The organism is Bacteroides oleiciplenus YIT 12058 (assembly GCF_000315485.1).
Lineage (GTDB): Bacteria > Bacteroidota > Bacteroidia > Bacteroidales > Bacteroidaceae > Bacteroides > Bacteroides oleiciplenus.
Genome location: NZ_JH992940.1, coordinates 351,831 through 371,692, shown reverse-complemented (window position 1 = coordinate 371,692; position 19,862 = coordinate 351,831). Strand labels below are relative to the sequence as shown.

The 19,862-nt window shown below is 41.2% G+C and carries 15 protein-coding genes, 1 tRNA gene and 1 pseudogene; 9 read left to right on the top strand and 8 right to left on the bottom strand.

The genetic code is table 11. The features are described 5' to 3' along the window. Positions 1-6: 6 nt before the first annotated feature. Both HMPREF9447_RS01435 and HMPREF9447_RS01430 read left to right on the top strand, forming a co-directional pair. Positions 7-1,197 carry a BamA/TamA family outer membrane protein gene (locus HMPREF9447_RS01435; RefSeq protein WP_044137625.1) on the top strand — a complete coding sequence of 397 codons (1,191 nt, stop codon included), beginning with the start codon at positions 7-9 and terminating at the stop codon, positions 1,195-1,197. Continuing rightward, on the top strand, positions 1,184-2,905 hold the full coding sequence (locus tag HMPREF9447_RS01430) for a phosphoethanolamine transferase (protein WP_044137298.1): 1,722 nt from the start codon (positions 1,184-1,186) through the stop codon (positions 2,903-2,905). Before HMPREF9447_RS01435 ends, HMPREF9447_RS01430 begins: the two co-directional genes overlap by 14 nt. Here HMPREF9447_RS01430 and HMPREF9447_RS01425 read toward each other — a convergent pair. From HMPREF9447_RS01425 to HMPREF9447_RS01410, 4 genes are all read right to left on the bottom strand, one after another. Then, complete coding sequence (locus HMPREF9447_RS01425) at positions 2,861-4,084, bottom strand: MFS transporter (protein ID WP_009127424.1); 1,224 nt, start codon at positions 4,082-4,084, stop codon at positions 2,861-2,863. The genes HMPREF9447_RS01430 and HMPREF9447_RS01425 overlap by 45 nt on opposite strands. Positions 4,085-4,258: 174 nt before the next feature. After that, positions 4,259-4,331 (bottom strand) — tRNA-Lys (locus HMPREF9447_RS01420). A 92-nt stretch (positions 4,332-4,423) separates the two neighbouring features. Then, positions 4,424-5,227, bottom strand: coding sequence for an MBL fold metallo-hydrolase (locus tag HMPREF9447_RS01415; protein WP_009127423.1), 804 nt, complete (start codon positions 5,225-5,227; stop codon positions 4,424-4,426). Positions 5,228-5,301: 74 nt separating this feature from the next. Next, the gene (locus HMPREF9447_RS01410) at positions 5,302-6,690 is read right to left on the bottom strand and encodes a peptide MFS transporter (protein WP_009127422.1); all 1,389 of its coding nucleotides are present in this window, start codon (positions 6,688-6,690) and stop codon (positions 5,302-5,304) included. A 158-nt stretch (positions 6,691-6,848) separates the two neighbouring features. Between HMPREF9447_RS01410 and HMPREF9447_RS01405 the strand changes: the two genes are divergently transcribed. The 3 genes from HMPREF9447_RS01405 to HMPREF9447_RS28130 are packed head-to-tail and all read left to right on the top strand — an operon-like array spanning position 6,849 to position 9,433. Continuing rightward, a complete protein-coding gene (locus HMPREF9447_RS01405; protein WP_009127421.1) occupies positions 6,849-7,214 on the top strand; it encodes a BT0820 family HAD-type phosphatase in 366 nt (121 codons plus the stop codon). Beyond that, positions 7,211-8,251, top strand: a complete 1,041-nt coding sequence (locus HMPREF9447_RS28135) for an acyltransferase family protein (RefSeq protein WP_009127420.1) — start codon at positions 7,211-7,213, stop codon at positions 8,249-8,251. Before HMPREF9447_RS01405 ends, HMPREF9447_RS28135 begins: the two co-directional genes overlap by 4 nt. Before the next feature lie 3 nt (positions 8,252-8,254). After that, positions 8,255-9,433 (top strand): DUF418 domain-containing protein, encoded by a 1,179-nt coding sequence (locus HMPREF9447_RS28130; protein ID WP_009127419.1) that lies wholly within the window; start codon positions 8,255-8,257, stop codon positions 9,431-9,433. Positions 9,434-9,480: 47 nt separating this feature from the next. On the opposite strand, the gene uxaC is transcribed toward HMPREF9447_RS28130, so the two are convergent. Further along, entirely contained in the window at positions 9,481-10,887 is a 1,407-nt protein-coding gene (gene uxaC, locus HMPREF9447_RS01390; protein ID WP_009127418.1) for a glucuronate isomerase, read from the bottom strand. Positions 10,888-11,123: 236 nt separating this feature from the next. Between uxaC and HMPREF9447_RS01385 the strand changes: the two genes are divergently transcribed. The 3 genes from HMPREF9447_RS01385 to HMPREF9447_RS01365 all read left to right on the top strand — a co-directional run bounded on the left by HMPREF9447_RS01385 (position 11,124) and on the right by HMPREF9447_RS01365 (position 15,250). Continuing rightward, entirely contained in the window at positions 11,124-12,185 is a 1,062-nt protein-coding gene (locus HMPREF9447_RS01385) for a LacI family DNA-binding transcriptional regulator (RefSeq protein ID WP_009127417.1), read from the top strand. 37 nt (positions 12,186-12,222) lie between these two features. Continuing rightward, positions 12,223-13,662 carry a tagaturonate reductase gene (locus tag HMPREF9447_RS01380; RefSeq protein WP_009127416.1) on the top strand — a complete coding sequence of 480 codons (1,440 nt, stop codon included), beginning with the start codon at positions 12,223-12,225 and terminating at the stop codon, positions 13,660-13,662. A gap of 1,063 nt (positions 13,663-14,725) precedes the next feature. Next, positions 14,726-15,250, top strand: a complete 525-nt coding sequence (locus HMPREF9447_RS01365) for a pyridoxamine 5'-phosphate oxidase family protein (protein ID WP_044137623.1) — start codon at positions 14,726-14,728, stop codon at positions 15,248-15,250. A gap of 141 nt (positions 15,251-15,391) precedes the next feature. On the opposite strand, the gene HMPREF9447_RS01360 is transcribed toward HMPREF9447_RS01365, so the two are convergent. Then, positions 15,392-15,943, bottom strand: a complete 552-nt coding sequence (locus tag HMPREF9447_RS01360; RefSeq protein WP_009127412.1) for an HU family DNA-binding protein — start codon at positions 15,941-15,943, stop codon at positions 15,392-15,394. Between the two features lie 398 nt (positions 15,944-16,341). Here HMPREF9447_RS01360 and HMPREF9447_RS01355 point away from each other — a divergent pair. Next, a pseudogene (locus tag HMPREF9447_RS01355) lies at positions 16,342-17,970 on the top strand (BT4734/BF3469 family protein). A 139-nt stretch (positions 17,971-18,109) separates the two neighbouring features. Here HMPREF9447_RS01355 and HMPREF9447_RS01350 read toward each other — a convergent pair. Both HMPREF9447_RS01350 and HMPREF9447_RS01345 read right to left on the bottom strand, forming a co-directional pair. Next, positions 18,110-18,649 carry an FHA domain-containing protein gene (locus HMPREF9447_RS01350; protein ID WP_009127409.1) on the bottom strand — a complete coding sequence of 180 codons (540 nt, stop codon included), beginning with the start codon at positions 18,647-18,649 and terminating at the stop codon, positions 18,110-18,112. Positions 18,650-18,672: 23 nt separating this feature from the next. Beyond that, on the bottom strand, positions 18,673-19,809 hold the full coding sequence (locus HMPREF9447_RS01345) for an HU domain-containing protein (protein ID WP_009127408.1): 1,137 nt from the start codon (positions 19,807-19,809) through the stop codon (positions 18,673-18,675). Positions 19,810-19,862 lie beyond the last annotated feature (53 nt).

Sequence of the window (19,862 nt, the reverse complement as noted above, 5' to 3'; positions counted from 1 at the left end):
AAGATTATGGACACTAAACTAATGAAATGGATACTGCCTGTACTGTTATTAATGACAGAGACCGATGTGTGGGCACAAGCTAACTCTACAGGAACTGATGTTCCAGTAGCATCTCCTGTTTCCACAACCGACTCGTTACCACAAAAGCGAACTTTCTTCAAAAAATTCCTAGATTACTTTAACGATGCCAACAAAGAAAAAAAGAACAAAAAGTTTGATTTCAGTGTCATTGGCGGACCTCATTATTCCAGTGATACCAAGTTTGGCATCGGTCTGGTGGCTGCCGGATTGTATCGGACAGACCGTAACGACTCTATTCTCCCACCATCTAACATATCCCTGTATGGAGACGTTTCTACAGTAGGGTTCTATCTTTTAGGCATACGGGGAAATCATCTCTTTCCACAAGATAAGTACCGCTTGAATTATAATCTTTACTTCTATTCATTCCCCAGCCTGTATTGGGGAAAGGGATACAATAACGGTTCTAATGATGACAACGAAAGTGAATACGACCGTTTTCAGGCACAAGTCAAAGTGGACTTTCTGACAAGAATATCCAGAAATTTCTATATTGGTCCGATGGCCGTTTTTGATTATATTTATGGTCATGATTTTGAAAAGCCTGAGCTGTGGGAGGGTATGAAGGCCCGAACTACAAATATAAGCCTTGGCTTTTCACTGCTCTATGATTCACGAGACTTCCTTACGAATGCTTATAGCGGCTATTATCTGAGAATAGACCAACGTTTCAGTCCCGCATTTCTGGGAAATAAATACGCCTTTAGCAGTACTGAATTGACTACCAGCTATTATCACCCTGTATGGAAAGGGGGAGTATTGGCAGGACAATTTCATACATTGCTAAACTACGGTAATCCTCCCTGGGGGTTGATGGCGACATTAGGCAGTTCCTACGCAATGCGTGGCTATTACGAAGGGCGTTACCGGGACAAATGTACTATGGATGCCCAGTTAGAACTTCGTCAGCACGTCTGGAAACGGAATGGCGTAGCTGTATGGGTAGGAGCGGGAACCGTATTTCCTAAATTTTCCGAGTTTGAAACGAAACATATTCTTCCTAACTACGGCTTCGGCTATCGTTGGGAATTCAAAAAGAGAGTAAATGTAAGATTAGATTTAGGGTTTGGAAAAGGCCAGACCGGATTTATATTTAATATCAATGAAGCTTTTTAAAAACATAAAACAATGGTTAGACAATCAGGAACACCTCTTCTATTTGTTTCTGATTATCCTGATAGTACCCAATATCATTCTTTGCTTTACAGAGCCGATGCCTGTGGTGGCAAAAGTATGCAATATACTGTTACCATTCGCTTCCTATTATCTGTTGATGACTTTATCGAGAAACTGCGGAAAGATGTTCTGGATACTTTTCCTTTTCATTTTCTTTGGTGCTTTTCAGATAGTGTTGCTGTATCTTTTCGGACAGTCTATTATCGCCGTTGACATGTTCCTGAATCTGGTAACCACTAATTCAAGCGAAGCCATGGAGTTGTTGGATAATCTTATTCCGGCATTAGTAAGTGTAATTATCCTCTATATACCTGCCTTGGTTTTGGCAGCAATCTCTATTATAAGGAAGCGGCAACTCTCTCCTGTATTTATCCGGCGTGAGCGAAAAAGAGCATTTGTAGCTTTAGTTATCGGTTTCATATCATTGGGCGCTGCCTATGGACTGGATAAACGCTATGAACTGAAATCTGACTTATATCCGGCTAATGTATGTTATAATGTGGTGCTTGCATTTCAGCGGAATGCCCAGACACGAGCTTATCATCAGACATCGAAGAATTTTACCTTCAGTGCCCGAGCTTCTCATCCGGAAGACAGAAGGGAAATTTACATCATGGTAGTAGGTGAGACATCCCGTGCCATGAACTGGAGTCTTTACGACTACAATCGGGAAACCAATCCTGAGCTTGCCAATATGGAGGGAATTACAGCTTTCTGCCATGCATTGACAGAATCTAACACTACACACAAGAGTGTGCCAATGTTGCTTTCTTCGGTTTCAGCTTCTAATTTCGATTCCATTTATTACCAGAAAAGCATTATTACCGCTTTCAAAGAAGCTGGTTTTCAGACTGCTTTCTTCTCAAATCAACGCTACAACCATTCCTTTATCGACTTCTTCGGAATGGAGGCAGATACTTATGATTTCATCAAGGAAGATTCGGATGATTCCAAATACAATCCGTCTGATGACGAGCTTTTAAAGTTGGTAGAACAAGAACTTAGAAAAGGGAATCAGAAGCAATTCATTGTACTGCATACCTATGGATCGCACTTCAATTACCGGGAACGCTACCCGGAAGCCCATGCATTTTTCATGCCAGACTTCCCGGTAGATGCAGAAGTGAAGTACAAAGATAATCTGCTGAATGCTTATGACAACTCCATCCGATATACAGATGATTTTCTGGCACGTGTCATAAATTTATTGAAAGAGCAGGAGGTAGATGCCACCATGCTTTATACTTCCGATCATGGAGAAGATATTTTCGACGACAGCCGACACCTGTTCCTTCATGCATCGCCTGTTCCTTCTTATTATCAGTTACATGTTCCGTTCTTGTTGTGGACATCCGAAAGCTATCAGAAAGCATACCCTGAAATACAGAGAGCAGCCCTGATGAACCGGCAGAAAAATATATCATCCAGTGCTTCCTTCTTCCAAACTATGATGGAACTGGCCGGAATAGAAACTCCGTACCGGAATGACAGCTTATCCGTCGTCAGTCCTCTCTACACCGAGAAATCGAGAGTTTACCTGAATGACCACAACGAGCCGCGCACATTGGATGATATTGGGATGGGAAAGGAAGACTTTGAAATGTTACAAAGAAGAGGAATAATCTTCCTTCTCCAAATTCCTCACTGAAGGAATACACATCATCAGAATAGCCGTCAGTACAATAGCAAACCCGCAATAGATAAATATATTGCCTATGCCCAGTGCATCCGCAACGAAACTCGTTACAAACAAACCGAAAATGGAGGGAAACAAACTTATGCTATCGAATAACGAAAACACACGTCCCAGATAAATAGGTTTGAATTGCGTTTGCAGTAAAGAAGTAAAGGGGCCGGAAAGGAACGGAACAATAAGCCCTTGCATTACCGTCAGTATAGCAAAAAGTACATAACCTGTGCTGGGAAGCATTCCACACAGAGCCAACGCCAGCCCCAGTATCGCATAAGAGAATGCAATCATCAGTATCTTCCTGATTTTAGGATTCCAAATACCTAATAATGCTCCTCCACCCAACATTCCCGCACCGAAAAGCGTCTCTATCAAACTAATCTGATAAGCTGTTCCCGAGAAAGTATGCAACGTCATCAATGGCATTAAGGCAACCACCGGCATCACAAAGAAAGTAATCAGTATCTCTGTAACCATCACCCAACTAACCCCTCTGTTTTGCATAATCACCCGAAACCCGTCGCGCATATCATTCAATACACTTTTTGCGGAAATATTCTCTTTCTTCGGATTTGGAATATAAACAAACAGGAGAGCAGTACAAGCAATGATTGCGCCTACCACGTCCAACAACATAACAACACTCATATCGAACGCCAATAGCAAAACTGCTCCCAACGCAGGACCACCAATATTACAAATAGACTGAATGGCCTGATTAATTCCCGCAATACGAGTCAGTTCCTTTTCCGGAGCCAACAATGGAACGGATGACTTCATGGCAGGCGAGTGGAATGCCCCACCGATAGAGCGAAGTGCCAGTAACACATAGATATGCCATAACTCTATCGTATCCAGATAAAAGAGTAAGGCAATGATACCGGAGCAAAGTGCAACAAAACTGTCTGCACCAATCATTGTCCACTTCCGGTTCCAACGATCAACATATACTCCCGCAAAAGCTCCTAACAGGGCTTGTGGCAACAATGCCGCAATCATGGCAAAGGACAAAACTTCGGCAGAACCCGTTTTGAGACTAATCCACAAGACGATAGAAAATTGAGCTATGGAACTACTTAATATGGAAAATAGTTGTCCGCTCCATATTATAATAAACTTTTTCTTCCAATTATTCATGATAAGATTGAAACTATATATAAAAAACAGATAAATCCCTCCTGTTGTTGCATCGATACAGAAGATTTCAGATACTATTCGGTCTAGTTATTGCAAAAATAGGACAATTAAAGAAAAAAGGTCCTGAAAACTTTTGATTTTCAGAACCTTTTCAGTATTTCCTTAATTCACCTGTACACCCTCAGGGATTCGAACCCTGGACCCATTGATTAAGAGTCAATTGCTCTACCAACTGAGCTAAGAGTGCATCGTTTTTCTCGTTTGCGGGTGCAAAAGTAGTTCTTTTATTTTATTCATGCAAACAAAATTAAGCCTTTTTTCTCGATGGAAGCGGCTTTTTTAGTCAAATTCGTATAGTTCAGAAGGAGTACTACGCTTTAAAGCGCAGAGTTGCACATCTTTACCTACCAATATCCCTTTACTCTTTAATTTCCATTCCACCGTCTTGTAAGCGAGTTCCGGGTGATTATTGTCTTTGCTTAAATGACAAAGCCAGATATATTTTAGGTCTTCCGTGATATTCTCCGCCAAGAATTCAGCAGTCGCAATATTACTCATATGTCCCGTACGACTTGTGATACGATCTTTTAGATATTGTGGATATGTACCCATCCGCAGCATTTCATCATCATAGTTAGCTTCCAATATCAAGTAATTGGCTTTACGGATAAACCGCGCAGCAGTAGGAGTGATTTCGCCAAGGTCAGTGAGGAATGAGAATACCTTACCATCTATTTCAATACAATATCCCACATTGTCCGTACCGTCATGGGGTACTTCAAAAGACTCAATATGAAAATCCTCCAATTGCATGGGTTCTTCTTTCTCCAGATAATGAACAGAAGAATGAAGCTTCTCCGTCATACAATAACTTTTATTGATTCCCTCATGGATGCGTGCAGTGGTATAAATAGGAATATGCAATTTCTCTCCCAATCCGCCTACCGATTTAATATGGTCTGCATGATCATGAGTCACAAACACAGCTCGTATCGTCTCCATGCTGATACCCGCTTCCTTCAAAGATTTCTTGATGGTACGCGCTGCAATACCAGCATCAATAAGTATTCCGTATCTTTCAGTGCCTATATAATAGCAGTTACCACTACTTCCGCTAGCAAGGCTTATAAATTTTACTTTCATTCTGTTCTCCTTAATTAGAAAAAGCCGCCACTTTTATGGCAAAGTGACGGCAAATATACAAAAAAATGAGATATTCAGACCCTGCCTTTCTTCTTTTTGTCGATGGATGCGGTGATTTTGGCAAATACTAACAGTGCCAAGGCAGATATCAGCCCGATAGCAGCAAAATAATACCAGATATAATGTGCATTTGCACTGGCAGCCTCCCATGCCTCACGGGTTTCAAAGAGCACAGGGTCGGGACAGTATTTTGTCAACAATACTCCGGCAATACCAAAACCGAAAATAGAAGAGAGGAAGGAGTGAAGATGGCTGAACCCTAAATACATACCTTCCTCACCCTTAGGTGCTTGTAAGGAGAAATATTCCAAATAACGCGGTGAGATGAAACATTCCGCCAAAGCCTGTATCACAATACCGGCTATCATCATCAGCGTGATATTGCTCATTCCGGTTATCACATCATTACCGAGTAGATTACCGCATGCCATCAGTAGAGCCGAAAACGGAATAAGAAACATACCGATATTCATGGAAGTAATAGCCGAACGTTTCGCCATCAGACGCGTCACAAAACTTACACAGCAAACCACAACAAACGGATTCACATTGGCTATCCAACCCGGTTTTGCCGTTTCGCCCGCCATACGGATTACATATTTTGGCATCGTAGCATATAACTGTTGCTGCACCATCCAGAACCCTGTTACAATCAGGATAAGAATCAGCAGACGCCAGTTCGTAATGATGCGCAGAAAACCTTGTCCAATTTCACGCATACTTTTTCCTTCACCGGCCGTATGGGTAGATTTATAAAGCAGGATAACGGAAAGTAATGCCATGATCGTCATCGCAGCCGAGAAATAATTGATATAAATATAGGCCTGTTCACCAATAACATTACGCAACGGGTCGATTACAGTCTTTCCGGTGAAAGCGCCGATATTCACCATCATATAAAAGATGGAATAGCCGCGTGCCCGGGTTGCTTCTGTCGTTTCTTTTGCCACCGAAGCCGAGATAATGGACTTGATGAACGAACCGCCCACCATAATGACAAACAGTACGGGGACAATCATCCAGCGGCTGTCGCTATCCGGCAATCCGGTGAAATGGGTCACTTTGCCATATTCCACTAAACCGGCGGTTTCGAGTAGGGTAGGGAGAATTCCCAATCCCAGATACCCGACAGACAGCAGCGAAAAAGCAACAATCATGGATTTCCGGAAACCTATCTTATCAGCATAAGCTCCCGTAAAAATGGGCAGAAGGTAAAGACCGCCGGAGAATAAACCGGAAATCATACTCGCTTCAAAGTCATTGAAGCCTAAAATGGTAGAAAGATAAATGGTAAGAACAATGAAAACGGCATAATATGCCATACGTTCGAAGAGCTCGACCGTATTGCTTACCCAAAAGGCCTTAGTAAACCCTTTAGATACTTTTTGGGGTGATTGAGTCATCCTGATATTATGTTGTTAGTGAAAAATTAAGTGCAAAAATACATTATTATGAAATTATATGCAAATTTGTTTCATATTTGCCCTGTACAATGTCGGTTAGCGCTTTGTTTTTTCAAGAAGATTCGTATCTTTGTTCTGTAATCTTTCATAATAGGACTATGACAATAGCAGTTGATTTTGACGGAACTATAGTAGAACATCGCTATCCGCATATTGGTAAAGAAATCCCCTTTGCAATAGACACTTTGAAGTTATTGCAGCAAGAGCAGCACAAGCTTATTTTATGGAGCGTGCGCGAAGGTGAACTTCTGGAAGAAGCCGTGGAATGGTGCCAGGAAAGAGGCCTGGAATTTTATGCCATCAATCGTGATTATCCCGAAGAAAAACAACAGGACACTGGCTTCTCACGCAAGTTGAAAGTGGATCTTTTCATTGACGACCGTAACTTGGGCGGTCTTCCCGACTGGAACGTCATCTATCAGATAATAAAAGAACATAAAACATTCCGAGACATCTCATTATGATAAACACACTCACTTCTTTACGGCTTATATTTGCTTTAATGGTTTTTGGGGCACATTGTTATGTAATAAATGATTTTTTCGATATTCATTTCTTCAAAGAAGGATTTGTTGGTGTCAGTTTCTTTTTTGTACTAAGTGGTTTCATTATAGCATACAATTATCAAAAGAAGATAAGTGAAAGCAAGATAACCAAACGAAGCTTCTGGATAGCCCGCATTGCACGTATTTACCCTTTGCATTGGCTAACCTTGTTTATTGCTGCTGCTTTAGGTAACTATGTAATAGCGTCAGGATTTATAGACTGGAGCAAACACTTTTTTGCCTCACTTACACTAACAAATGCCTACATACCCAAAGCCGACTACTTCTTCTCATTCAACAGCCCCTCATGGAGTTTGTGTTGCGAACAGTTTTTTTACCTATGCTTTCCGTTTCTTGTACCCATAGCAAAGAATTATAAGAATTTGCTATACGTTTTCTTAGTTTCTGCAATATTAATTCTTGTCGGCATGTATTTCACTCCGGAAAATGATATAAAAGGATATTGGTACGTTAATCCGATTGCCCGGTTTCCGGATTTCATAGTCGGCATGCTGTTGTTTCAGCTATACGACCGTTTGAAAAATAAAAATATCACTTCACATCAAGGAAGTATTATCGAAATACTATCAATAGCTTTGTTTTTAGTATTCTATCTCTATGCGGCTGAAATTCCCAAAGTATATCGATATTCCTGCTACTATTGGCTTCCGATTGCATTTCTTCTGATTAGCTTCTCTCTACAAAAAGGTATAATTTCACGCCTCCTGTCTAATCGTATTTTAGTGATTGGTGGAGAAATCAGTTACAGTTTTTATCTGATTCATCTTTTTGTTCTGCTATCTTATGCAGAATGGCAAAAAGGAAGCAATTTTCATATAGCCTGGTACATTTCCATTCCGATTCTATTCTGCATCATCGTCTTGTTAAGTCTGCTTTCTTACTATTATTTTGAAAAGCCGATGAATAAACGCATTAAAACATTATTAAATAAATAATTCATGGAACAACTAATCAAAAAAAATCCTCGCATTGAGGTAGTGGATGCCTTACGAGGCTTTGCAGTAATGGCTATCATTCTGGTTCATAATCTGGAACATTTCATTTTCCCTGTCTATCCCACTGACTCCCCGACTTGGTTAAATATATTAGACCAAGGAGTCTTGAGCGGTATTTTTGCCCTATTTGCCGGAAAAGCCTATGCTATCTTTGCACTTCTGTTTGGATTTACATTTTACATTCAGAGCAACAATCAGAAAAAGCAAGGTAAAGACTTCGGTTATCGTTTTCTATGGCGTTTAGTGCTATTAGTGGGCTTCGCTACCTTAAATGCTGCTTTTTTCCCAGCCGGAGATGTATTACTATTGTTCGTAGTTGTCGGGCTTGTCCTATTCTTTACCCGCAATTGGAGCGACAAGGCCATCCTCATAGCTGCCGTTATCTTCCTTTTACAACCTGTTGAATGGTATCATTACATCGCAAATCTGATAAATCCGGCACATCAGTTACCCGACTTAAAAGTAGGTGAAATGTATGCGGAAGTGGCGGATTATACGAAAGCAGGCAACTTCTGGAATTTTATCTGGGGAAACGTAACTTTAGGACAAAAAGCCAGCTTATTATGGGCGGTGAATGCCGGACGCTTCTTCCAAACTGCCGGATTGTTCCTTTTAGGCTGCTACATCGGTCGGAAACAACTTTTCATTGCAACAGAAAAGAATCTCCGCTTCTGGATAAAAGTACTGATAATTTCAGCTATATCTTTTGCTCCGTTATATGCTCTGAAAGAATTGGTTATGAAAAATGACACAATCATACAACAAACGGCCGGAACTGCATTTGACATGTGGCAAAAGTTAGCTTTTACCTTAGTCCTGATGGCATCATTCATATTGCTTTACCAACGTGAAAAATTCAGTAAAGCTGTTAGCAACTTGCGATTTTATGGTAAGATGAGCCTTACCAACTATATAACCCAATCAATAATAGGAGCAATCATATACTTTCCCTTCGGCCTGTACCTTGCCCCTTATTGTGGATATACGATTAGCTTGTTAATCGGATTCTTCGTATTTCTGCTGCAAGTAAAATTCTGTAAATGGTGGTTGGCCAAGCATAAACAAGGTCCATTAGAGTATATCTGGCACAGATGGACTTGGGTAGGGACTGAGAAGAAATAAATAAAAGAAAGCGGAACAGAATATCACCTGTTCCGCTTTCTTTTTTCTTAGAATTGAAAGAAATTCTTAGCGTTGTAGTAGCTGATATCTTCAATCATCTGATTCACACGATCCATTTCAGAAGCCGGTATTTCACCGTTTTCAATATCACGCCCAACGAGGTTACACAACGTACGGCGGAAATATTCATGACGCGGATAGGAGAGGAATGAACGGGAGTCCGTCAACATACCTACAAAACGGCTCAACAAGCCAAGTACGGAAAGAGCATTCATTTGTTTCTCCATACCATCCTTTTGGTCGAGGAACCACCAGCCGGAACCAAACTGTATCTTACCTGCAATCGTACCGTCCTGGAAGTTACCCAGCATAGTGGCGATAACTTCGTTGGCACACGGATTCAGGTTATACAGGATTGTCTTTGTTAATTTACCTTGAGAATTCAGGCGGTCAAGGAATTTAGACATTGCTTTAGCCGTAGTAAATTCGCCGATAGAATCAAAACCGGTATCAGGACCGATTAATTTGAACATCTTGCTGTTATTGTTACGGATAGCACCGTAGTGGAATTGTTGTGTCCAACCCTTTTCCCAATCCATTTCGCCAAACACAATCAACATAGCCGACTTGAACTTCAGGATTTCTTCTTTCGTCAACTCTGCTCCACCATACACCTTATTAAATATAGCTTTGATTTCAGCATCCGTATAGTCTTCTGCATAGAACTCTTCAATACCGTGGTCAGACAGTTTACAACCTTGTTCCGCAAAGAAGTCATGACGCTTGCGCAAAGCAGCCACCATATCATCGAAATTAGAAATAGCAACGCCGCTAACCTCAGACAACTTTTCAACATAAGCACGGAAATCAGCAGGAACTTCTACAGCCATAGCCTTATCCGGACGCCAGGTAGGCAACATTTTAGTTTCAAAACCACTTTCACGGGTCTGGATGTGATATTCCAAAGAGTCAATAGGATCATCTGTAGTACAAACAACTTCTACGTGATAACGGCGCATCATGCCGCGAGCAGAGTACTCCGGCTTAACCAGCTTCTCGTTACATTCGTCATAAATCTCACGTGCAGTCTTCGGGCTCAGAATCTTTTCGATGCCAAATGCTGTCTTCAGTTCCAGGTGAGTCCAGTGATACAACGGATTACGGAAAGTATAAGGAACAGTTTCCGCCCACTTCTCGAACTTTTCCCAATCGGTGGTGTCCGTACCGGTGCAGAAACGTTCGTCTACACCATTAGTGCGCATAGCACGCCACTTGTAGTGATCGCCGCCCAACCAGATTTCAGTCAATGACTTGAACTGATAGTCGTCTGCTACCATTTTAGGGATTAAGTGACAGTGGTAATCGATAATCGGCATCTTAGCCGCATGTTCATGATACAACTTCTGTGCGGTTTCTGTTTGCAACAGGAAGTTTTCATCCATAAATTTTTTCATTCTACTGTGTTTTAAGTATATAAAAATATTACTTTCCAATTATTATACCTATATAGTATTGATTGTAAAGCTAATAGGCGAGATATTGGTTTTTGCTTTTATTAACCGTTATCGAACACAAAAGTAGAAAATTTACTTGGAGAAACAAAATAATTCGTATCTTTGCGGCAAATATTTATAATATTTAAGTTTTAGACGTTGAACCTTTATCACCTTAAAACAAGGAGAAAGAGAATATGGAAAACAAGAACTACACCATTAAGGATATTGCCCGCATGGCGGGTGTTTCTGCCGGAACAGTGGACCGCGTGCTGCATAATCGGGGAGATGTTTCTGCTTCAAGCCGTGAAAAGGTTCAAAAAGTCTTGGATGAAATAGATTATCACCCCAATATGTTCGCCATCGGCCTGGCGGCAAAGAAGCCTTATTGTATCCTATGCATTATACCTTATCATATAGAGCACGACTACTGGCATTCCGTTTCGGAAGGTATCAACCGTGCAGCGCAGGAGATGCGGCCATTCAATGTCAGCATTGAATATCTGTATTATCACCATGCCGACAGGCTTTCTTATGAAAAGGCTTGTGCCAAAATCCGCAGGGAACCGGTGGATGCGGTACTGATAGCTCCCAATTTCCGTGAAGAAACGATGGCGCTCACTTCCTATCTGGAAGAAAAGGAGCTCCCCTATGCATTCATCGATTTCAATATAGAGGATACTCATGCGCTTTGCTATATCGGACAAGACTCCAAGGCAAGCGGATATATTGCCGCCAAAATCCTGATGCGCAAGTACGAGGAAGGGCAGGAGTTGATATTATTCCTTAATAACAAGAAGAATAATCCGGCAGAAATACAGATGCAACGCCGCATGGATGGCTTTATGAACTTTATTTCCCAAGAACATAGCAATCTGGTAGTTCATGATGTTGTACTGAACAAGGAAGACGATGCCGCCAACCGCCGGACACTGGAAGAATTCTTTGCCGCACATCCGCAAGCTGTGCTGGGCGCCGTTTTCAATTCGCGCGTATACCAGGTTGCGGGCTACTTGCAGGAAACGGGCCATCATCTGGCTGGATTGGTCGGTTATGACCTTCTGCAAAAGAATGTGGAGCATCTGAAATCCGGCGAGGTGAATTATCTCATCGGGCAGCGTCCCGGATTGCAAGGGTATTGCGGTATAAAAGCATTGTGCGACCACATGGTCTTCAAACGCCCTGTGACAGCCGTAAAGTATATGCCTATCGACATCCTGATGAAAGAGAACATCAATTTCTATTTCGAATTTGAATAAACATAATAGTATCAATCATTTAAAACGTATTTTTAAGATGAAAGCATTAAACAAACAAACCGCTCCCAAAGCTCAACGCCCGGAACGCATCATTCAGTTCGGCGAAGGAAACTTCCTGCGTGCATTTATTGACTGGATTATCTACAACATGAATGAAAAAGCTGATTTCAACAGCAGTGTTGTAGTAGTTCAACCCATCGATAAAGGTATGGTGGACATGCTGAATGCACAGGACGACCTTTACCATGTGAACCTGCAAGGTTTGGATAAAGGAGAAACCGTAAACAGCCTGACATTGATTGATGTAATCAGCCGTGCATTGAACCCTTACTCTCAGAACGAAGAGTTCATGAAGCTGGCCGACCAACCGGAAATGCGCTTTGTTATCTCCAACACAACGGAAGCCGGTATTGCTTTCGATCCCTCCTGCAAACTGGCCGACGCCCCGGCTTCTTCATATCCGGGCAAACTGACCCAACTTTTATATCGTCGTTTCAAAACTTTCAACGGTGATAAGAGCAAAGGTCTGATTATCTTCCCTTGCGAACTTATCTTCCTGAACGGCCATAAATTGAAAGAAACCATCTATCAATACATCGAATTGTGGCAATTGGGCGACGACTTCAAGACTTGGTTCGAAGAAGCTTGCGGTGTATATGCCACGCTCGTTGACCGTATTGTTCCGGGATTCCCGCGCAAAGACATCGCAGCTATCAAAGAAAAATTGCAATATGATGATAACTTGGTAGTACAGGCTGAAATCTTCCATCTCTGGGTTATTGAGGCTCCTCAGGAAATAGCCAAAGAATTCCCTGCTGACAAAGCTGGGCTGAATGTATTATTTGTTCCTTCTGAGGCACCTTATCACGAAAGAAAGGTTACTTTGCTGAATGGCCCGCACACTGTCCTTTCTCCGGTTGCTTATCTGTCAGGCGTAAATATCGTACGCGATGCCTGTCAGCATCCGGTTATCGGTCAGTATATCCATAAGGTAATGTTCGATGAGCTGATGGAAACCCTGAATCTGCCGAAAGATGAATTGAAGAAATTTGCAGAAGATGTATTGGAACGCTTCAATAACCCGTTTGTTGACCATGCTGTGACCAGCATCATGCTGAACTCTTTCCCGAAATATGAAACCCGCGACCTGCCCGGTTTGAAGACTTACTTGCAACGCAAGGGTGAACTGCCGAAGGGATTAGTTCTCGGTCTGGCTGCCATCATTACTTATTATAAAGGTGGTGTTCGTGAAGATGGCGCTGAAATCGTTCCAAACGATGCTCCTGAAATCATGCAGTTATTGAAAAATCTATGGGCTACAGGTGATACTCAGAAAGTAACCGAAGGCGTACTTGCCGCAACTTCTATCTGGGGCGAAGATTTAAATAATATCCCGGGACTTACTGCTGCTGTAAAAGCTAATCTAGATTCTATTCAAGAAAAAGGAATGCTGGATACAGTAAAAGGTATCCTTTAATTAATCTATAAGTATCGTAAAGGAAATAGGGTGGAGCAGAGGCTTCACCCTATTTCTTTATGTTAAGGAGCATAACTATGTATTTCTTATTCTGATAAATTCTTATTATGCTACGGCGAAGCTAATGATGCAATTAACTAAATAATTATATAGGCGGAAAATTTATTCTATTCGTACAAAAATTAGTGTTACCTATATCTTTTTGGGTGATTTGCATTGTCATTTTTAGAGATTATGTCAACATGATTCCTAAGCACCTTTTAATGCTTATGCAAATAATACTTGTAATGGGATCTATTTTTATGATAGTGGGTGGTTGCTTCGAACCATACATTGATTATAAAAGTAGAGATAAAAATAGAAGCAAATTATCTAAAGAAAAAAACATAAAAGCCACCTTCTACTTAAACGTTGATATCATTATAGAAAATACTTTTTTTGTATATTTTCTGATGTATACAATCTTAGGATTGTATGAAATTTCCATAAGCTGATATTTGGATTTTTTTATGGATGCAGCGTTTTCAAAGTTGTGAATAATCGCTATAAAAGCAGAAAAAAACAAGATATGCTTTTAAAAGTAAAATGCCTGAATACAAATTTATTAGATCTGCAGACGCAATAATATTACCTATATGCTATATTTTACTATTCCTTGATATTTTCAAAAATTATACTAATATGATTCCAGAATTCTATATCATATCTATAAGAATTGTGCTTTTATTGGGAGCAATCACTATAATTATATCAAATATAAAATCATATACTAAAAAACACAACTGTTTTCATAGAGAGAAGTGTATAAAGGATTTCTTATATTTAAATTCGGAAATCATCATAAAAAAGATTTTGGCGTGATATGTTCCTTTATATATTATTTTGAAGTTAGATAAGTTCTCTATCTATTTTTGCTTTCTAATGTTGCTAATTTTAGGAATATTTTATGGATATAAAATTGTAAAGCGGCAAGTAAATTATATAGTTGTGCACGAAGAAATAAAAAGAGAGTAGCATTTATAGATAAATAGTTTTCTGCTAACTTTGCCACAAAATCATGATTATGAAGTATACGAATGATCAAATCAGGAGACAAGACAGGTTATTAGATATAAGCTTAGCTACAAATATCCTGAAGAACGGAGAGTACGGAGTACTTTCCATGCAAAATGATAATGGTGGCGGATACGGAATTCCCATAAGTTATGTCTGGGATGGAGAAATGGCTATCTATATACATTGCGCTCCGAAAGGACATAAACTGCGTTGCTTACAAAACTGTAATCAGGTTTCCTTTTGCATTGTGGGCCGTACAGAAGTAATACCCAACAAGTTTACAACTAAATATGAAAGTGTTATCCTACACTGTACTGCCCATGTCGGACTTCCTGCTGAAGAACGCATGAAAGCATTAGAGTTGATTTTAGACAAATATTCTCCGGATGATAAGATTGTAGGAATGAAATATGCCGAGAAATCCTTTCACCGTACAGAAATTATCCGGCTGGATATACTGGAATTTAGTGGAAAATGCAAGGCTAACGATAAGATATTGCAATCTGCTCAGTCCCATACTAAAATAAAATAAAGTTTTCATCAATATTGCCTACATCCTACACCCGTGAACATTTCCTTCTGAATATCAACTACATATCGGGACGGGGAGAGGTGTAGGCAGGTGTAGGAAAAAATTGCCTACACCTGAAATATACTCTAAAATACCCTCCAATTATTCCGTAACAACCTTATTATCAGTGCGTACATACACCTTATGCGAACCTTGTCCTATTACATTCAAATATCCCTTTTTTACGAGCAAATTGAGGTCATTTAGCACTTTATTCTTCAAAAGTCCCGTAATTCCGCTGTAATCATGGCGGGTAATGAAAGGATGTGTCTCCAGAAAGGCCAGTAAACGGCGATAACGTTCCGCGCCGCTAAGTTCGGCACTTTTCCGAAAACCGTATTTAGCACGCTCCACAGAGCCTGCACAGCGTTTCCGGAAGTCGGGGGATACACGTAAATGTACTTTTCCAAAGAAAATGGTTTGCGAGTGAATCTCTTTAGGATCCATCACCGGACGAGCTTGCAGACCTGCCGAAAAATATCCAATATCCCCCAATTGTACATGGTGCCCTTCGGATAGATAATAAGAAATGCGATCCTGAACCAGACGCTCCATCATAATCGTACCCTTGTTTACAATACGCGGATACAAAGGTTGCAACTCGTCATCTCCTTTCGAGCTGGGACGCCTTTGAAAATCATATTCTGCTGCCATAATGCTATGTTATTAAGTTATTAATCATCATTTGCCCTATTCCTTTTCCTCTTTTGCTTTAAGGAAAATGCCATTAAGCTATAGACAAAACTTCGTTTTCCAATTGGGGGCTGTACATCCTGCAATCGCAGGCTGCACAGCCCCCAGTTGAAAACCGTCCGGCACACAACTGCAAGACGAAGTTTTGCTACTGACAAAGATACAAAAACAATAAAGGAAAGTCAAGTTTTCAACCGAGTATATTTCAATTTTTCTTATTGTTTTCAGACAACAAAAAGAGGGGAGTAATATTTCAATAAAAGCCCTATTTTATTTGATTCAGACGCATTTTATGCGTACCTTGCAGGTTCTTAGAAAAACCTCTTTATAAATAAATTATTTTTTAAATAGAAACGCAAATGAAAATAACTCTGATCAGAGAAGAAAAAGAAAGCGGTAAAGAGACCGTCAGTACCTGCGAAGCAGATGCATTATTGGAAAGAATAAAAACAGAAACCAAAGCGGCACACGTCACAGCACTACGGACTATGCTACTATACACCACTCCTGATGCCCGCGGTCACTACGAGCACATCGACAAGTTGCCCCGCATCTATCCATCTATTGAATACGGGCGAAGCCGCGATGGCAGCAGAAAGATGAAGCACTACAATGGCGTAGTAATGCTCGAAGTGAACGACCTGGCCGGGCTGTCCGAAGTGGAACTGGTGAAAGAACAGGTAAGGCTGTTGCCACAAACCTGGGCGGCAATCACCGGAAGCAGTGGACGAAGCGTAAAAATATGGGTAAAATTTGTGCTTCCCGACGGAAACCTCCCTGTAAAAGAGGAGAACATCACTCTTTTCCATGCCTGTGCTTATCGCATGGCTGTGCAGTGCTACCAACCCATATTGCCGTTTCCCATAACCCTGAAAGAACCTAGTCCCGCACAAAGTTGCCGCATGACGCTGGATGTCACTCCGTATTTCAACCCCGATGCCATGCCTTTCTGCCAGGAGCAGCCGTTCAGTATGCCCGGAGAACAGACCTTCCATCAACGAAAACTAATGGAAAAGAACCCGTTACTGAGACTGAAGCCCGGATTTGAAACATCTGAAACCTTCAACATACTGTTTGAAACAGCCCTTGGCAAAGCATTGGATGAAATGGAGAACTGGAAGCGGGGAGATGCATTGCATCCACTACTGGTGTGTCTCGCCGAACACTGTTTCAAAGCAGGGATACCGGAAGAAGAAACCGTACGCCAGGTTATGTACACTATTACAGACAGGCTGACGAACAAACGGTCAGAATTACCATTCACAATCTATATCGTGAATGCAAGGGTTTCGGCAAGAAGTCTGCACTGACGCCGGAACAGGAAATTTCTCTCCGGCTGGAAGAATTCATGGAGCGCAGGTATGAATTTCGCTTCAATACCGTCAGTAACGACTTGGAATTTCGCCAAAAGGATTCAGTTTGACCAGGTCAGTATGAATCAGCAGGGATTCCTGAAACATCTGTTACAGAAGCCTGTTGCCAATCTGCGTAAACCTTACGGGAGCAGTATTCAGGAAATACGGCGCTATGCTTCATTCATCGGCACCAGCAACCAAAAGGACTTGCTGACCGACCCGAGTGGCAGCCGCCGTTTCATCTGCATTGAAGTAACGGCACCTATCAACATAAATGTCACCATCAACTACCGCCAACTATATGCACAGGCAATGGAAGCTATCACAAAAGGGGAACGTTACTGGTTTGACGACACAGACGAAGCGATTTTGAAGGAATCTAACCGGGAATTTGAGCAAATCAGCCCATTAGAGCAACTATTCCATTGTTATTTTCGTTCACCGGAAGAAGGTGAAATGGGAGAGTGGATGACCTCCATGGAAATCATCGAATACCTGCAAGGAAAATCAAAAACTATTTCATTGTCCAACAGTAGTATAAGTACATTTGGACGCATCCTTAAGAAAAATCAGATAGAGTCAAAACGGACCAAAAGAGGAATGCAATACGAAGTTATGATGTTGAATAAATAAAAAAATATCGGTGTAGGGAAACATTTTGCCTACACCGATATTCATATTCTTTCTATGATATAATCAGCAGATAATTAGATGATTAAAAGACGAGGTGTAGGATGTAGGCAACTTTACAAAAAAACGTAGATCGTAATTACTACTTGCCGAATTCATCACTTGTTCCGCTGCGCAAAATAAATGTTGTAGCCCCGATGGTAACGATTGCTCCATCCTCAATGCGGATACGGTCTTTGTCCCCCAGAATTTCATTATTCAGAAAGGTTCCCGTCAGGCTGGGGGCGTCTCGCAAAGTATAGATAAGTCCACCTTGTTTATTGCGTTTCACATTAATGATGCAATGGCGGCGATCCATACTCATATCTGATGTTTCAATAGGAGTGTTTATGTTAGTACCCACACAGCGGCGGCCTATTACATTATCTCCCTCTTGCAGAGGCAGCACTTGCTTGAAACCAAACACATTCTCAATCACCGTAATATTACCAAAAGCCTCCTTGAACTCCTCTTCGTCCGGGCGTTCTTCCTTTTGGGGAGCAAGCATCTTCGTTTTCCCCAAGCGAATACTGAACTGCTTGCCACAATGCTCACAAACAAAGACCAAAGACTGGCCTTCGCTGTACTTTGTTTCATCAAATAAAAGATAGTTCTCACATTTGGGACAACGGATACGCTTCATGGAATTAAAAATTAAAAATTAAATCACTTCTTCAGCACCCAGGCATTCTTATAGGTTTCGTTCTCACGAATTCTCGCCAAAGCCTGATAGGCTTCCACTTCGGTTCCGCAAGACTCAATGCTGACACGCATCTTACCATCTCCTACAATAGCTTTCGCACCAGAAAAACCTTTGGCAACCAATTGCGCCGCCATAATTTCTGCATCTTTCTCAGTACCTACGCTGGCAATGATGATATGATAAGGCCTTTTGGGAGCGGCAACCGCTGGTTTTGCAGCAGCAGACTGTACATTTTGTTTAGGCGCATCGGCAGTTGTTGCAACTGAGTGGGAAACTTGTTCTTTTGTTTTTGTTTCAGCAATCGCAGTTGGCTCCTTAGCAACTTTAACCTCTCTGACAGCAACAGGAGCTACAACTTTCTTTTGTGTTCCTGTTTGTTTGTTAACGGTTTTACGCGTAGGAGTATTCTGCTTTAAAACAATCGGTGTAATTGCCAAAGATTGCTTTTCTATCTTTTCAAACAATTCATCCGGAAGCAATGTCGCATAGTTTTCTTCTATCACTTCCGTATTCTCTATCGGAGTAGAAAAGAAGAAAGAGAGAATAATGACAGCCGCTACCGCAGCCGCATTGGTCAGATACGCCCGATTGAATCGGATTGCAAAGATACGTTTCTCCTTCTTGGTGGTGGTAGGAACTAAAGAGAAAGTTTCTTTCTCTGCCTTCGGTTTTTCCAAAGCAGATAATTCCTGCATCTCAAATGCGTCCAGCCCGTATAAATAAGGAGTTGTAATCTTGTTGTCATAAGGTGCGAAGTCAAATGTATTATAGATTGTATAACGCACTTCGCCGACATTTGGCAGATCCACTTTACCTTCTTCATGCAAAGCGGCAATCAGCTCATCAACCTCACGCTCCACTATTTTAGTAGCATCTGAAAAGTTGGTGCCATACACTGACATATAAGATTGAACCAGCAAGCCATCATTCATCTTCAGTTGCGGATTGAAACCGATGATGCGGGTAGGGGGCAGAAAAATGTTTTCTTCTTCCACTCTCGTAGCCGGAGCATAATGAGCTACAAATCCTCCTAAACCCGGAACAATGACGCAGTCATTTTCCAATAACAAAGCTTCTATATGTTGTGCCAATTCAATCATGGTGCAAAAGTAAGGGAAATCTCGGATATAAGCCAGTTTCAGGTCATTTTCTT